The 17,606-nt window shown below is 32.5% G+C and carries 8 protein-coding genes; 4 read left to right on the top strand and 4 right to left on the bottom strand.

Annotation, left to right across the window (positions count from 1 at the left end):
* Positions 1-103: 103 nt before the first annotated feature.
* Positions 104-7,576, bottom strand: coding sequence for a DnaJ domain-containing protein (locus AAGD45_RS05040; RefSeq protein ID WP_341760877.1), 7,473 nt, complete (start codon positions 7,574-7,576; stop codon positions 104-106).
* 75 nt (positions 7,577-7,651) lie between these two features.
* Entirely contained in the window at positions 7,652-9,739 is a 2,088-nt protein-coding gene (locus AAGD45_RS05035; RefSeq protein WP_341760876.1) for a hypothetical protein, read from the bottom strand.
* Positions 9,740-9,929: 190 nt separating this feature from the next.
* On the opposite strand from AAGD45_RS05035, the gene AAGD45_RS05030 reads away from it, so the two are divergent.
* Positions 9,930-13,298 carry a tetratricopeptide repeat protein gene (locus tag AAGD45_RS05030; protein ID WP_341760875.1) on the top strand — a complete coding sequence of 1,123 codons (3,369 nt, stop codon included), beginning with the start codon at positions 9,930-9,932 and terminating at the stop codon, positions 13,296-13,298.
* 222 nt (positions 13,299-13,520) lie between these two features.
* On the opposite strand, the gene AAGD45_RS05025 is transcribed toward AAGD45_RS05030, so the two are convergent.
* Positions 13,521-13,799 carry a hypothetical protein gene (locus AAGD45_RS05025; protein ID WP_341760874.1) on the bottom strand — a complete coding sequence of 93 codons (279 nt, stop codon included), beginning with the start codon at positions 13,797-13,799 and terminating at the stop codon, positions 13,521-13,523.
* Positions 13,800-14,586: 787 nt separating this feature from the next.
* Positions 14,587-15,153, bottom strand: coding sequence for a virulence RhuM family protein (locus AAGD45_RS05020; RefSeq protein ID WP_341760873.1), 567 nt, complete (start codon positions 15,151-15,153; stop codon positions 14,587-14,589).
* A gap of 779 nt (positions 15,154-15,932) precedes the next feature.
* On the opposite strand from AAGD45_RS05020, the gene AAGD45_RS05015 reads away from it, so the two are divergent.
* The 3 genes from AAGD45_RS05015 to AAGD45_RS05005 all read left to right on the top strand — a co-directional run bounded on the left by AAGD45_RS05015 (position 15,933) and on the right by AAGD45_RS05005 (position 17,604).
* On the top strand, positions 15,933-16,955 hold the full coding sequence (locus tag AAGD45_RS05015) for a hypothetical protein (protein ID WP_341760872.1): 1,023 nt from the start codon (positions 15,933-15,935) through the stop codon (positions 16,953-16,955).
* A 5-nt stretch (positions 16,956-16,960) separates the two neighbouring features.
* Positions 16,961-17,167: a hypothetical protein gene (locus AAGD45_RS05010; protein ID WP_341760871.1), complete on the top strand. Its 207-nt coding sequence runs from the start codon at positions 16,961-16,963 to the stop codon at positions 17,165-17,167.
* An 83-nt stretch (positions 17,168-17,250) separates the two neighbouring features.
* The gene (locus AAGD45_RS05005; RefSeq protein WP_341760870.1) at positions 17,251-17,604 is read left to right on the top strand and encodes a helix-turn-helix domain-containing protein; all 354 of its coding nucleotides are present in this window, start codon (positions 17,251-17,253) and stop codon (positions 17,602-17,604) included.
* The last annotated feature ends 2 nt before the right edge of the window (positions 17,605-17,606 follow it).

Genomic DNA, 17,606 nt, shown 5'->3' with positions numbered 1-17,606 from the left:
GTTCACTTCATCATACCTTAATTTTAGTTTGCGGACAAGCTCTTAGACAAAATTTATTGGAATTAAAAAATACAACTACCAAATTAAATGATTGACTTATTCGTCACGACAGCTCCATTAGTAATAAATCTTCTAGTAATAATGAATGTCCTAAAACTGCACATTCTTGTGGTAAGCGATCACCATGGGTTAAATAACTGAGTAAATTCTCGATTACTTCTGGTCCGCAATTATTATATTTTTGTGGTTCTAGCTCTGTTTCTACCAAATTGACCCTATAACCGGGGTATGTGGTTGACATTTGGTGAGTTAATTGCACTTTCAATAAACTTGGTATAGTGTTTTGTTCTGAATCCATGTAAATAATGTTGATATCACTAGCAGTCTTTTCTATTACAATCCCTACCCAGTGTTTACCATACAAATTTAGTGGTACTAATAATCTATCTTTAGTTGCCTTTAAATTAGAGATAATTTCATTAATTAATTTTTCCCCTTCATCCTCAAAACCTTCCCATACATAATTTGGACTGATTATTTTATATTTATCCAAGTTAGCACTTTCAAGCCTGAGTTGTAATAATGCTTCCATAGCTACTTTGCTATATTCATTCCAGTAATTCAAGTAATCGTAATCATTTAAACCATTACCAGTTGCATTACTTTGATCTTCCCTCGCTAGAAACCCTTCTAGATTTAAATCATAAATTATTTGCCAATATTGTTCTTCATTAATCAGGCGTCCTCTAGGTATTCCAACAATATTTGGAGCATTTGGAATATTTGTATCTTTTATATAGTTAAGCATCTCTACGATTGATGGTGCGTAATAATCTCGGTCTACTCCAGTTCCTTTAGGAGTATTTAATACATCGTTGCAATCTACTTTTAGAGCCTCCCAAAATTTTCCCTGTATCAAATACTTCTTAAGCATATCTCTATATGGTTCTGATCCAGTTGAGGAAGCTGCACCAAGAGAGCCTGCTTCATTACGATGGTGTACTAGCTCCATTGCTATAGCTGACCTATGGTTTGAACTAATGCCTGCATAAGGAGTTCCTTTGTATGAGGCTTCTGGTGGTATATGATTAATTTCAGTATGTTCTATCCTACCATAAAACTCTTCGTTCAATTTTCCATAAGAACCACCAAAAAATCTTGGTATTCGTCCACTTTCAAGGTGATCAAGTTTTGCTCCTCCCATTAACCAAATAGACTGACCTTTTTCATACAGATATTGTGGAACTCCATGATCAATTGACTCTAGAAATGCCATAACTTTCCTAAAAACTTTATGTTTAAAGCTATTCTTTGCTTTATCAGCTATTTTAATTAATTCACCACTACTATAATTGCTTTCCAACGAACCAAGATGATCTAGTTGAACAGCTAGGGAATCAAATAAACAATTATTCGCACCAGTTGACTGTATCTTAGTCTTATCCTCTACTTTATGTGGTGTATAATGAGCATCCTTATAATCAAGCTCTACCACTTTATTGCCTGATCCGTTACTGTGCTTTTCACCAATAACCACTGGTTTACAATTAGGTTTATCCTTAAAATGTACAGTGATAGTTACTTTCAAGGCTTTACTTATTGCATTCAAATCAAAATAATTACCTTGTCGATGTGTACTGACATCAGCTTCATTTGTTATTTGCTTAAGAGGCCATAACATTTCGTACATGTCACATGCTTTGTTAAAGTCAGTAGTACTGTCTTTATCACGACGAAGGTTTATGATTACTTTTTGGTAAGTTTTCTTTAGCTCCGCTTCACTATTCCCAAAGACCTTGTTAAAATGATTAACTTCTAAGAAATCATATGCTTCCCTAATGTGTTGAAATCTTATACTAGCTTCCTCATTTGGATTCTTGTCAGGATGATTTCTAAGTGCATTTGTTTTATAAGCTTTACGTATCTCTACCCAAGAAGCTCCTTCATCAAGTCCTAATAATTTTAGGGCTTCTTGGCATTTATTTTTATGTGCATCACTTTCCTCACTTTTCCTCTGCCGGTTTTGTTCACTATCAATTGAATCACTAGCTTTACTCTTACTTGCTGATGAAAAAACCTCTTGGCTTACTTTACTTAAAGTCGGTTCTACTACACAAGTATGAGCAAATTTACCACTAAGATGGATAATTAAACTGTATATTTTTTCTGTTACTTGCTTGCTAAGTTGCTCTATTAGTAGATCAACATTGTCGTTCTTTAGGATATTACTCCTCTGCTCTTGCAACTTTTTATCCATTCGATAGTTTAATTTCTTACAGAAATCTTGCGGATACTGATTGATTCTATCTGCTGTAACTATACTATCAATTACCAAAGAAGTTGCTTTTATTTTCCAATTATTCCCGTGCCTTGCTACTCCAAGTGCTATTTCCTTTGCTATCTCCGCTGCTATTTGTCCGTTGCTACCGGTAATTATTTCTGAGGCTAACTCGAATATCTTAATTTGTTCTACTAACTGTATCTTCATTCTATCTATTTTCTGAGATAATGTACCACTAATTTTTTTTTGAATTTGTGGTTTTAAGCTAGTGAGTAACTCCTCTAACCCCTTTGTTACTATTTTTTCCATTATTACAGATCCGGCAACATCCATAATAGTTTCCTTTCCTATACTCTTTGTTACTACAGAAAGCTTTTCAAGTCGGGATAATTCACCAAATTGTTGTGCTTTTAATGATTTTTCAAGCTTTATTTTTGTTAAGGATTTCTCTAGCATTTTTTCTATATCGTCTATTTTATCAGCGACTTTATTGAATATAGTCTTCATAGTTTTACTATTCTTAAATGCTTTGGATAAACCTCTACAAGCTTTTATTGAGTTATTTAATATCTTCATAGAACTTGCTACCGCCCCAATACCCATGGTTGCTATACTTATTCCATAACTAATTAGTTTTCCCTTAATATATTCGGCTTCATTAAATTCTGTTTCGCCGCTGCTGATTAGCTCCATTACAATATCGCATATCCCTTCAGAAATCAGTACCCCAGCAGCTGAACCTGTTACTATTAGTAAGGGCGGAAATACTAACCCAGCTGCTAAAGCTGCTAAACCTGAAACAATTTGGGCTTGTACCCTTGTAATTACATTATCAGGAACATCGTGTACTTCCCTTGTTGAATAGATTGCGTTTAGCCCTACAAAATTTAATTCTGAGATTTCAGCTTCAGTAATTGCCTGCTTTAGTTGTTGATCTGCATTATCATTAGGATCTAAGGTTTTTAAGTAATCAGGAATCTTTTTATGGATGGTTACCCCATCTTTAAATTCCTCTTTAATTTGATATAGTAGACCTCCAATTACCTTACCATCTTTGTCTAGGCACTCTATGATATTGCGGTAAGTATTTAGACATACCATTCTTGACTTTAAATGCTTTAAGAAAATATTTTCTTTGTCATGTACTTCAGGTACTATTAATATATTTTGAAAATCTTGAATTTGACTCTCGTCAGTTTGAGGATTAGCAAAGAAATATTTCTGAATATAGCTAACCTCTAGGTCTAGAGCCTCTTTTGCTTTTTCTAAAGCCGATATGGCTTTGGTTTTGTATGTTTCATCTTTTTCAACATTTATAGAAATTACCTTTGCTAGAGCTTTTTTAAATCTTTCCATCATTTGCCCACCACGTTCCATGGCAATTTCAAAAAGTTTGATGTAAGCCGAGTGTAATATCTCAGGAGTTTTAGTTAATGCAATGGCGTGATTTAAAGCATTCTCTGCGTCCTGCAATTGTTCATTTAATAAGAAAGCGTCTGCCTGTCTCATGCTATAATAAGGATTATGTAAAATCTTCCCACCCATTATAGATTTAGTCGTGGGAAGTGAGATAAAAGCTTCAAACTCTTCTTTAGCTTTTGCTTCTGTTAGCTCTTTGCCTTTAAAGTTCTTTGCCTCAAGCCAAAAAGCCCAAAATTCTTTAATATCTTCTAATACATAATGAAAGCCTAATATACCTTGATTCTTACCCTGCAAATCTTGATATTTTTCTGAAAATTGACTAAATAATAAATCTTGGAAATTTAACTCTAATATTTTACTTTCTTGAAGCTCCTTTATTCTCTCCCGTTCTTTCTGATTTCTCGCTTCTTTTATGTTTTTAAAAGTAAAATCACTATCATTTAGTCGTTCAATATCAATACCTAAATTTTTCACCTCGCTTACTTTGATTATTAATTGTGCAGTACCTTTCTTACCCTGACGTGCAGTTCTACCAAAAGCCTGATCTTCTACTCTTTGGTTGCACGGAAGGAAAACAACGCACACATGCAGCCCACCGTTTTCTTCCAACTCTTTAGTAGTTTGAAAGTCTGTTCCTCTGCCCGCTATGTTAGTAGCAACAATTATAGTACCAGCTTTCAGCTCTTTTGGGATAATGTCACTATCATCTCCATAAGGCTTGATAGAGAAAATTGTTTTTGTTAATTTCTGTAGAACCTTTAATGCTTTCTCTATATTTTTTAAATCTTCAATCGTCTCACAAATAATTAAACAAGCCCTGCCACCTTCGATCTTTTCTAAAGCATCTAAAGCAACAACAGTAACAAAGTGATCATCTGCTACGACTATACCACCTAATTCATTAAACTTTTTTGCTTTGTATGTAGGGATTTTGGCGTAATCTACATTATAGATAGATGATAATAATTCTTGCTCTGCTATTGAACCTAAAGTACCTGTAAGACCAAATATTTTATTGCCGTATTTTTTGATATATCCAAGATTAGAGATAAAACTACTAGTTAGGCTTTCACTGGTAAGATGTAAATTATGCTTCAATTGTACAAATTGGTGTAACCCATGCGACCACACTGTATTTTTTAGTGTGACTCCAGTATTTGCATAATCAACTGGGATTATAACGTTCTCATCTTCCTTTTCCTTGATAATATATTGTCTATTTTCATGACAACCATATTTTGCATAAATAGCGTTATCAATCCACTGCTCTAATTTTGCTTTTTCATAAACCTGAAGATGCTCAGGTATTAGAGTATCTATTTGGCTAAAATCACTTGCCTTTATTTGAGCTTTAATTGTTTCTCTTGCGGATTTTGTTAATTCATGTTGGAAGCTTATATATTCTGTTTCCTTGTCTTTTTCAGATTTACTGCTTACTTGTAACTCTTGTGCCTTTTCTCTTAGTTTTTTATCAATTTCTTTTTCTAAACTTTTCTCTGCTTTGAGTAACTCTTGCCATATTTTAATATAAACATATCTTAAACTTTCCATACTAGGGAAAGGAGTTGACAATTTCGCAATACTGCCAGCATTATCTATAATCATGCTATCTACTTCATCTAGAATAACAGTAGCAAATTCTCTACCTGCACGGATACCCAAGCCCAAAAAAGTGTCTTTGAGATAATCAAATTGAAAATTACCTATACTACCGTATAAAACATTTGCTTTATAACATTCCTTATTTTCATCAGTATTATTATGGGCAACGCTTATACCAAAAGCGTTGTAGAAATTTTCTCTCTGTTCTACCCCCTCTCCTGCAAGAACATGGTTGCTGGTAATAATATCTACAGTTTCTCCTTGAAGTACTTTAATAACTGCCAATAATGATACTATAGTAGTTTTACCTTCACCTGTATGAATTTGACATAATTTCCCTTGGTTATTTTTTGTTTGTAAAAATACCAAAATAGATAATATTTGAGTGTCTCTTAAACGATGTCCGTCAGTGGTGATTAATTCATTAACTCTATCCATTATGGCTATAGCTTCGTATATATCAATAGCAGTGAGCTTTCCCTTTTTTGAATCAGCCCAACTCCTAATATCTGTTAGACTCTTACTATTCCATAACAGAGAAGAACTTTTTACTTGGTTAAATTGTTCTCTTAATTTGTCTTTTAATGTTTGACTTTCTAACGAATTATCACCATCTTCTCCTAAGACTATTTCGCTTAATAATTGTTCTAAATCCTTAACGTTTGGCTCTGTAGACTTATTATTAGTACTAAGTGGAGGCTCTGTTCTTTTTTCTAGATGATTAGTTTCTTCAGCATTAGCATTATCTATTTGTAAACTACCATTATTTTGCTGCGAACTATTTTCTTGTCGAACCTTTATTAAATCAAAAAATGGTTTTACTTTGTCATAGTCTAAATTTAGTTTTTGGCAAGTATCTTTAAGTAGGTTTTCTAATTCCTCGTTTACTTTATATCTTGCTAACAAATCAAATATTTGAGTAAATTTCCTTAGCTCTTCAGAGTATTGTGATTCTATTATATCGTTAGCTTTGCGTATAAACAGACTAGCTATCGACTTAGTAGTATTTGCTGCAAGTGTCGAGCTTTTATCTACCACTAATTCTTGTAGGGTATCAATAGTTTCTATTGTTTTTTCTTTGACACTACTCGCGACATTTACCATCACCTCACTAACTTTATTTACTCCTTTTTGTACTGTGTCTTCCACTGCTCCTTGTATTTTATTAGTGACTTGATGTGCAACAAATCTTCCCCCTACTTTAATTGGTTCTGCTAACAGAGTTGGTAAGTAATCTGCTATTACAACTACACCTGCTTCAATTATCCCATTTGTAACCGGTGTTACCAAAGGCAGTATTACCTTAGATACCTCTGTTGGTAATGTTCTTTTTAATTTATCCACATCCTCTGCAGTTTTAATCCCTTCTGGCAGTATGGTTTTAACATACTCCATTAATTTTGGTAAATTTTCTAATGCTTCTTTACGCAGTTGCTTTAACCTTGCTCTTGCTTCTTCTCGGGCTTTCTCTAGCACTTCTTTTTGCAGATGATCTACTATTTCAGAGCATACTTCTTTTGGTTGCTTTTCAAAGTACTGTTGTAAAGCTTGACCATAAGCATTAATCTTGTCAAAAGCTTCGTAGGGTATTTTTTCTACAAAGTTCTTTATCGCTACCTTAAACGCCACATTTTCTGATAACTCTAGGATATATTTATTTATAGTAACTCGTATGTATTGACCTAGTTCTGATTTAAAATATTCTTTAACTTGTTGTACTTGTCTATGTTGACAAAATTGTGTAGTCTCAAAGTGTTCGATAAAGTCTAATTGGTTACCTTTTATGGAAGACATTATTATTTCCATATTCTTTAAAGACATAGGACCACAACTAGTGGAATCTTGTTGTTCTTTGTTCGCGTGTACTTTCAGTCTTGTACCTAGCCCAAACTTTTTAAATAAAACATCATGAATATCGCCGGGAATTTCTCTGCCAAAAGAATCTTTATATAAAATGGGGGTAGACTGCCCTATATGCATAATGCACAAAGTAACCCAGTGATTAGCCTCTTTGTTATATATAATAAATCTAGGCTCTGAATCAGCTTCTTCGTACTTTTCAAGAAATTTACCTAATTGATCTATACTACCTGCAACTTCACATTGTTTTACAAAATCATATCCGTATTTCCGAGTAAGATGTTCCATGACTTTTGCAATATCCTCCTGACTGTAGCACTTATCTAAAGTAAGGTTAGTTAATATTTTTGACGTTATTTCTATGCCAAGCTCAGTATTGCGATTAATTCTTTTTGCTTCAGACCTTTTCATTTTTACTTCCATTTTCTATGTAAAAAATCAGTATTTAGCTTATGTGATTCCCTCTATTATCAATTAACTTGTATACTAATAATCAACATCAACTACTCCTATCACAGTAACAACATGCTCATAAGAGGTGATGGGATTATCTGATAAATTATTGGGATTATGAGTATCGGGATTAGGTATGTATTCTTCTAGATTTCCATAATGTTGTTGCTGACCTATTTCTTCAATTTTTGTATTACATATTGTGATAGATTCTTTAACTAAGTCTATACAATCTTGAAATCTTGCGTCATGCTTAAGACCATTTTGAAACTTTTGCATAGCAGTTGTATACTTCTTTAAAGCTTGTTCGTATTTTCCTTGATCTCTTAGGTTATTAGCTTCATATTGTAATTTAACTCCTTCATTAAAGTTAGAATTACCTTCTATCTTTAAACTAATCATATGAAAGTTTCGTGTATATTCAGTATTGTCAGGTACAAGTTTATGTGCTTGTTTGAACTTAACTTTTGTTTCCTTAAACTTTTCTTTCGCTTCTGCAAGATATTGCTCTACTGTTTCTTCAATTTCTTCCAAGCTAGCTGTTTCTTCTGCTGTCCAAGCATCGTTCCATAATTTTTTACCTTGTTCATTAAGAACTGTAGCCTTGTTCTTTTGATAAATCTCATTGTTTGGTTGTAGTACTATAGCTTCATTAAATTTTATAAGGGCTTCTTCATAATTTTGAGCATTAGAATCTACCTTGGCCAACTCATTCAAGGCAAAAGCTTTTTGTTCTTTTGCTTGTTTATAGTTTAGGTCTATATGTAATGCCTTATCTGCAGCTTCTATGGCTTCATCATATTTAGTTAGTTTGATAAGAGTCGCAGCCTTGTTTTTGTGATAAATCTTATTGTTTGGTTGTAGTGCTGTAGCTTTATTAAACTTTACAAGAGCCTCTTCATATTGACCTTCTCTATGATGTTTTGTCGCTTCCACGTTTAACTTCTTTGCTTTCTCCGCATCACATGAATTGGAATAGCACCTTACACCTTGATTAACTCCATAACTTAAAGCAGCCGTTGCTGACGCAGCAAGCACAGGTACTGCTACTATTGCTATAGTTGAACCTACGATAGCTCCTACAGGCACTGCTATCGCTGCAGAAATCGTCCTAGTTGCTATGCTACTACCAAGACCTTTAGCTACATTTGTAAACGTTATATCAGTACTTCCGTGCTTATAATAGTTTACAGCCTGCTGAGTGCCATAGCTTAATACCCCTAATGCTGTTGGTGAGTTATCTATAAACGCTATAGACCTAGCCATTGCCATTGCTGCCATTGGTATGCTTGTACTAGCTGTATCTATTACATTATTAAAGGTAGAGCCTTGTGGATTATTTGCAGTCTTACAGAAAGCAGAGGTTGCTATTCCTACCCCTCCTACCACCACAGCTCCTACTAATGGTGGTAAGGTCGTCCCTACTGTGTCTATTCCTCCTATCTTTACTATTTCAGTAGCAACGGCTTGACTTACTGAGCCTCCCAATGCTCCTCCAATATTTCCACCAATTGCTGCTCCAGCGATACTACCAAAACATTTTCCTGTCTTCTCACCAACCCCTTGATATCCAAAACTTTTCCCTATTTTTCCTCCTACTGCTTTTCCTATATAATTGCCTATCTCTCCACCAGTAGACCCACTGTATATTCCTCCTACTATTTCCCCCCATTCATGGGCTGTTTTAGTTATTGCTTCTTCCTTCTCCTTAACTTCAGGCTCTTCTTGGATTTTCCGTTGTTTCTCCTGCTCCTCTTGGGCTTTCCGTTTATTAGCTTCTTGCTGCTTTCTTTCTTCCGCTTCCTTTGCTTTTTGCTGTTCTGCTATATACTGATTCTGAAGTTTCTGTGCTTCTACTTCACTTATTTTATTACCATTAGAATCTAGATATACTGTATCACGTCGTGGCTCTTGGTCGTATACTACTGCGTCTCCTAGTGGTGACCACGAGGTTAGTGGAGTTGCGTAAACATCATACTTAATTATAGTTATGCCATCTACTTCCTCTACTTTATAATGTTTTAGAAACTCAGTATTACGAAAGAAATCGATATCCCCTTTCCAAAACCCATGGAGTTCTGCCTTTATACCTTCTTCAGTCCAACGATTTGGTATTTTCATATTGATTTCTCCTCCAATTTTTAATTTTGTTAGGAAAATTAGATTATTTGCAATTTATCAAACTGTAATCAGTAAAATACCCTTAATTTTTACCCTTAAGTACAAAATGAGTAGGTTTAAAAGTACCTAGGAATCAAATTATAAGTCTGCTAAACTGTAGGAGAGTTCTGAACTAGACTTGGTATTTAAGGTGAGCATCGATAGGGAAGAGATATTTTCAAAAAAGTTAAATGAAATAGGTGGTATAAAATTTACACCTAGAGAAATAGATATTATAGCTTGTATAATTCATAATAGAGGTGATAAGAAAATAGCGACTTTATTAGTAATTTCGCCTAGAACTGTAGAGACTCATATTCGCAGCATAATGCAAAAGCTAGGCAATAGCTCACGTGAATACATCATTGATCTTGTGAGAGAATCTGGGAAATTACAATGTATAACTAAATATTATTTGCACTTATTAGCTCAGAATCTGTTTGAAAGACAATTGCAAAAAATAAGAAAGATTATAAATAGGCAAGATTGTAGTTGCCTACTTCATTATACAAAAATCAATAAAAATGAAGAAGATTTACTAAAGCGGTTAAAAGAACACTTAAAAGCAGCTAATATAACTCTGATAAATAGGGAAGATAAAGACCAAGCTACTACAGGAGTTACTCATAATTTGTGTATTTTCGAAAAAGAACTAGTAAATGACAACAAGTTAAATACCAGTATTGTTTTAGTAGTTGATAAAAATTTAAACCTTTTAGATATTAATGCTGCTGAATATATAGATTTTAGACAAGAAGAAGATTATTACCTTTCTACCCTGAGATTAATAAAGAAAATTTTAAATAAAACTGACTTAGATCAAATTATTAAGGAGTTTAAAGCAGAATATCAAAATATGCTGAATTCTCATTTAGAAGAGGAAGATTTAAAAGATAAAATTATACCTACATCTCAATCTATCGTACTTAAAGAAAAGTTATTAAGCAGAAAATTTATTATTTTATTGATGTGTATTAGTTGTTTTTCTATTTTAGTAGTATGGATTATTTCTAATAATTTTTTTGTTTCAGATAAAATAATAACTCAAAATATAAGATCAGATTTTATTATTCCCCACAAGAGTACGCTTTTAGAACGTTCTTCTATAATTGCAGAAATTAAGGAGAAATTAAACGACAAAGACAATATGCAAACCGTTGTCCTAATTGGAACAGGTGGGGCAGGAAAAACAACTTTGGCTCGTTTGTATGCAAGTAAACAAAATGCTAATGTTACTTGGGAAATAAATGCAGAAACCAAAGATAGTATTATGAATTCTTTTGAGAATCTAGGTTATGCTTTATCTCAAACTGCAGAACAGAAGCAAGAGTTAAAGACCATACAAGAAATACAGGACTTTGATAAAAAACAAGCTAGGCTTGTGTTATTTATTAGAAATAAACTCAAAATACATCCTAATTGGTTACTAATTTACGATAATGTAGAAACTTTCTCAGATATTAAAGACTATTTCCCTTATGATCAAAAAGCTTGGGGATCAGGACAAATTATCATCACAACACGTAATAGCACTATTGCAAATAACAGTTACGTTAGTGGAGGACAAGTAATTTTCCTAGAAGAACTAAGTCATTCAGAACAATTTGATCTTTTTACTAAGATTTTGAATTCAGAAGACAGATACAATTACTCTACTTCAGAACAAGAGAGAACATTACAGTTTTTACAAAACATCCCACCTCTTCCTTTAGATGTAACAACAGCAGCTTACTATATTAAGGAAATAGGCATTACATATGAGGAGTACTTGAACCGTAAAGAACAGTGTAGTGAGGAATTTGCTGTTACTCAAGGAGAGATTATAAAAGAAAAAAGTAGCTACATTAAAAACCGTTATGGTATTATAACATTATCGTTAAAACATCTTATGGAACAAGAACCTAGTTTTAGCTCTCTTTTATTACTGATAAGTATGGTGGATTCACAAAATATTCCAAGAAGTTTATTAGATTCTTATAAAGGAAAAATCTCTGTTGATAATTTTCTGCATAATCTAAGTAAATATACAATTATTAATAAGAATTGTTATAAAAACAACACTAACTCTACATTTTCCCTTCATCGTAGTACGCAAGCTATCATTTTACATTACCTCACTAAGGTATTAAATTTAAACAAAAACTCCCAACTAATTGAATCGATAGCTACAACTTTAGAAACATATATAGATCGAATATTAGAAGTTGAGGATATTATTATTATAAAACAACTTTTTCCTCATCTTACTTCATTTTTAGAAAAAAATTTGGTTAATGAACTTACTAAATCTCATTTAACAAGTAAGCTTGGACATATCTATTGGTCTACATATCTTAATGGTGCAAAGGCAGTAGACAGCCTTAAACAAGCCTTAAGATTTTATAAAAGTTATTATAAGACTCCTAATCCTAGAAAAGCATATACTTTGGGACAGCTGGGAATAGCATATAAAATGCTTGGTAATAGAAAAAAAGAACAAGAGTACCTTGAAAAAAGCCTTGCACTATACCAACACTATTATGGTGAGGAAAAACATATTGAAATAGCTTGGTTATTGGTAAATTTAGCATCTTTTTATAGAAAAGTAGATTACCAAAAGACTCAAGAGTATTTTGAGAGGGGGCTTGCTATTTATAAAGATTATTATGGAGAAAATGATATAAAAACATCATGGGTACTTGGAAATTTAGGGCGTTTCTATAGAAGTTTTGGCAATTATAAGAAGGCTAAAGATTTACTTGAACAAACTATTACTATTCAACAAAATAATGAAGCAAAGAATCAGATAGAATATGCTTGGTTGGTTATTAATTTAGGTATTGTTCACCAAAACTTAGGAAACAATGAAAAGGCAAAAAAATTAATCAAAAAAGGTTTATCATTTTACAAGGAAACCTTAGAAGATGAACATATAGAAGTAGCTTGGTCACGGATACATCTAGCTATAGTTTATGGTAACCTTGGTAACTGGTCAAGAGCAAAGCAGCTCATACAAAAGAGCCTTGGATATTATATACAACATTATGGCAAGGATCATGATGAAATAGCTTGGGCATTAGAAAAGTTAGGAGTTACCTATCGAGAACTGGGGGATTTTATAAGTGCTAATAATATATTCAACCAAAGTCTTATTCTTTGTAAAAAACACTATGGTATTAATTCCGCTCAAGTTGCTTTTCTGTTATATAATATAGGAAAAACAAAGATTCTTGAAGGTGATCTGACAATAGCTGAGGAATATTTAAATCAATCTTTGGCAATACTACAAAATAAAAGGCATCCCAAGGCATATAGAGTATTGGAAAGCTTAATAGACCTATATAAAAAAAGGACAATTTATGAAGAGCAGCAAGGCGATATTAAGCAAAGTCAAATTTATTACACTAAAGCTAAATACCTAATTAACAAGCTCCTTAGTATTCTAAAAGATAATTTTCCTGAAGATTCCTCGTACATTAAAAAAATTAATTTAGAACATGGAGAGCATTCAAAAGCAGGGGCAAAACTAAATTTGAATTAGAAAACTACGCCAAATCATTGGAGTTATATCTTTAAGATGTACTTTGAATTGGTAAATCTTAGTATTATCAGACATATAAAAGCAATTTATCAGTTACATCAAATAGGGTAAAATATGTTTCAGGTGTTATAGATTCATATTGTAATATATTTTTATAAAAAGCTAGGCATATTTTTTAGCAAAATTTAGTTTTGCCCCTGCTTTTGAATGGTCTCCATTTTTCTACCATTTACAACAGATGCGACAGAACCCCACTTTTCCTTGAGGAATATAATTTCTCATAAACTTATAATAATCGTCAATATTGATATTGTCTTCTTGCAGAAATCTATATACCGCTTTTATTTTTGAATCTAATAATTTATCTCCTTCTATTCCTTCTGCCATATTTTTATATTTGCTTCCTCGACACAATATTAATGATTTTATTATGCCCTTGAACGTATTTAGTCTTGAATCTTTCATCTCAAAATGATTATATAGTAATTCAGCTAGTAACATAGAGTACCACTGATTTTTTTCTATTCAATCTAAAATACTCTATTTACTAGCTCTTGCAACCCCTCCATCTCTTTTGTCCAGTAGTGTGACTAAGATGTACGTGAGGATTCGAAAATTAACGCGACGCCAAAATGATCAAAAAAGATTATCTTGCAATAGTTCCATTAACTAATATTATAGAGAGTATTTTATGTCAAAGGATAGTTCAAAAAACACAACTACTACTTCAAGCAGCATAACCACTTCAAACAGTACAACCACTTCATCATGATTCATCATCTAGTAACCGACACGCAGACTCTCATTATTGTGATCCTAAACGACCTTGGTTAAATGATACTATTGGTAAAAGAGGCGGTTCTGCACCTTATTGGGATCACCCTGATTCTATTAATTCATACTATAATCCTGATGATTTTTTACAGAGCAGTAATATGAATTCTAGAAATGAACAAGATGCTAATGTTGATACATTGGGAAAAACACCAATAGAAGATGTTACTCCTTAATCAGGTTCTGTCGTATCTGTTGTAAATGGTAGAAAAATTAGGTATAGTCAAAAAAAAGATATAGCTATGCCATTTCATATTTCTTCTAACAAATTGGTTCTAAAGAAGGTTTTATTCTTACCATAGCTCACCACCAACAGTTTGTATAAAATGTAATCAACTTTTGACCCTTTTTGAGTAAAAATTGTAATGTAAGTTGACCCCTAACCTAATCATGCTAGAACCTAGTTAAGATATAACTTCTAGAGTTTTAATTTTCAATTCTTATGGGGTCAGTTTTAATTACAATAGGGGGTCAAAAGATGATTACAATTTACATACTTAATCAGCATATCCCATGTTTTACTATAGGCTTTAATTAGACTAACTAGTTCTCTACCAGTATCATTAACTAAATTATGATTGATCAAAGTCGTTGATAATAGCTCAACTGTTTGCTTTAACTGAACTAGCCTATTTTGCACGACTTTATCTTGATTAATGCTATACCCTTTAATGAGATAATCTTTTAATATTTTGGTTGCCCATTTCCTAAACTGCACTCCTCGTTTAGAGTTTACCCGGTATCCAACGGATATTATTATGTCCAAATTATAATATTTCGTATCATATTTCTTACCATCTGATGCAGTATGTGCAATTTTTGCACATACTGTGTTATCAAGCTCCTCTTCTGCTAAGATTTTATTAATATGTTTAGTAATTACTGTTCTATCTTTATCAAAAAGTTCTGCTATCTGTTGTTGAGTAAGCCATACCGTGTCATCATATATTTGTACGTCAACTTTGGTTTCACCATTTTCAGTTTGATAAATAACTAACTGATTATTTAGCATTTTATTCATAGATATTCCTAATTATTTTAAATGCATTTACAAAAATGTTTATTTCTAACCAACGCGGTTTTTCTAAAAAACAAATATGGGGTCAAATTACAGAAACGGGGCAAAAGCTAACTAGCAGCATGAAATTTGCCCAAAATAACTTCTTTTTATAAAACATATCATAGCATAAATTATAACGTCCCATCTATGCATTCCTTGAGATATATACCTTGGAACAACTAAAGCTAAGAAATCTAATCGTATAATAACCTCAGCATCCGTAATGGAAGTCAATAAAAAAATAATAACTTAACATAAATTTTCATTCCAAGAAGAATTATTTTTGACAATAGAGTGCATAAAAGCGAGTAATACTGATTATTTTTTAAGATAGAATTATTAATTCTATTCCAACTGGTGATAGACCTAATATTAATTATACCTGTTAATTCTATATTGCAAGACAATTAGTATTGTCAGACATAATAAAAGCAATTTATCAGTTTATCAGTTACATCAAATAGGATAAAATATGTTTCAGGTGTTATAGATTCATTTTGTAATATATTTTTATAAAAAGCTAGGCATATTTTTTAGCAAAATTTAGCTTTGCCCCTGCTTTTGAATGGTCTCCTATTTTAGCAAAATAATACGTTTTCAAAAAGAAAAGTATTTTATATCTAACTTGTGTAATGGTTGATATTAGTTTACAATCTAATCTGCTATTACAATTATAAGAAATAGAGAAAAGTTTACCATGCGTGTGTTTATAGTAAAAAATTATAAGTAGTTTTAAGAAGATGACAAAAAAACAGAATATTCAAGAAGTTTCGGTTAAAAGTACTAAGGATCAGATCTTAGCAGCCTATAATGAGGTGGTAACAAAATTAACTGAAAAACAGGTTGCGAGTCCTCAAGAACATAAAAAGCAGGAAGAGAAACAACAAATAGTAACCAAAGCAATCAATAATTCATCGGATGATATATTAGCTGACTTAAGTACTTTAAAATCAAAGACTATTAAAAAAATTGATAATTTATCAGAACAATTGTTGGATGAGTTTCAAAAATTAGCCAATTTGCGTGAGGCTATTATTTTAGAACAAACGCATCTACAGGAACTATATCAAATTCATGAAACAGCAAATACTTTATCAGCTTTATTGCAAGCTCAATCTGAACAAAAAGAGTGTTTTGAGCTAGAAATGCAGCAAATAAAACAGAATTTTCAACAGGAAATGGCTAGTGAAAAATCTCATTGGCAACAACAACGTACAATTCTCGAGCAAGATTACAAGGAACAGAAAGATATTCTTGCAAAAACTAGAAAGCGTGAGGAAGAAGAATATAGTTATGCTTTGGAATTAAAGCGTCGCAAGGAAACTGATGAATATAATAACAAAAGAGCCATTATGGAAAAGGAATTATCTGACTTAAAAGATAATTTACTAAGACGAGAAGCTGATTTAGTAGCAAAAGAGCAGGACTATGATGTTTTAAAAGTACAAGTGGAAGAAATGCCAAACAAAATAAAAGAGGCTATGGCAAATGCCGAAGAATTGTTACGTACACAATTATTACAACAATATGAGTTTGATAGCCAATTGAAGCAGAAAGAATATGATGGTATATTAAAACTAAACGAGCAGAGTATTGGTTATCTTGAAGAGAAAATCAAGAAACAGGAAACATATATAAAAGAACTGACTGAGAAAGCAGATAATGCAACTAAGCAGGTACAATCAATTGCTTGCCGTGCCTTAGATACTTCGGGTCAACGCTTTGTGACTTTGGGTACAAGTAAGACTGAAGAAAAAAGTTGATATTTGTGACAACAATAAATGCTCCAAATACTATAGTAGCACCAAGGATGATCCTAACTGGCACTGATGACTTTAGGCAGTTATTGCAGAGCAAGGTGGAGCAAGACAGGTGTGTGGTATCCAAAGCACAAATTCCCGCCGATAAACTAGGATACTCTATGTACCTTATATGTGTGATTTATAGACCTTGTTGCAACAGAGATGTAAAATAAAATAGTATCTAATTATTAAAAAACTTGATTACTACAGCTTGTTATAATAGGAATTAAGTTAGAGACTTATAAGGTCATTTGTAATGGATGCTAAGATTAAGTTGCGTTTGAGTTGGATTAAGTTATATAAACAGTTAGAGCATGCAGGAAAGGTATGCGAACATTATGGTATTTCACGCTTTACATTACGCAAGTGGTACAAACGCTATGAAGTATTAGGTAAAAATGGTTTGTGTGATATTAGTAGTAAGCCCAAAAACTTTCCTTTTCAAAAAAGAAGTGAAGTTGATGAAAATCTTATACTTAAGTTAAGGAAAGAAAGGAATCTAGGATCACGACGCATTCATAGTGAATTAAAGCGTTTATATGGTATCTCATTTTCTACAGCTACTATACATAAAGTGCTTAAAAAACATAATGTAGCTCCGTTGAATTAAAA

This window comes from Candidatus Tisiphia endosymbiont of Thecophora atra (genome assembly GCF_964026395.1).
GTDB lineage: Bacteria > Pseudomonadota > Alphaproteobacteria > Rickettsiales > Rickettsiaceae > Tisiphia.
This window is presented reverse-complemented; position numbering and strand designations above follow the sequence as displayed.

What these genes read in the sequence shown, in the direction of transcription:
- AAGD45_RS05040 (WP_341760877.1), bottom strand. Translation starts at nt 7,576, where the DNA reads ATGAAAAGGTCTGAAGCAAAAAGAATTAATCGCAATACTGAGCTTGGC.
- AAGD45_RS05035 (WP_341760876.1), bottom strand. Translation starts at nt 9,739, where the DNA reads ATGAAAATACCAAATCGTTGGACTGAAGAAGGTATAAAGGCAGAACTC.
- AAGD45_RS05025 (WP_341760874.1), bottom strand. Translation starts at nt 13,799, where the DNA reads ATGTTACTAGCTGAATTACTATATAATCATTTTGAGATGAAAGATTCA.
- AAGD45_RS05020 (WP_341760873.1), bottom strand. Translation starts at nt 15,153, where the DNA reads ATGAATAAAATGCTAAATAATCAGTTAGTTATTTATCAAACTGAAAAT.
- AAGD45_RS05015 (WP_341760872.1), top strand. Translation starts at nt 15,933, where the DNA reads ATGACAAAAAAACAGAATATTCAAGAAGTTTCGGTTAAAAGTACTAAG.
- AAGD45_RS05005 (WP_341760870.1), top strand. Translation starts at nt 17,251, where the DNA reads ATGGATGCTAAGATTAAGTTGCGTTTGAGTTGGATTAAGTTATATAAA.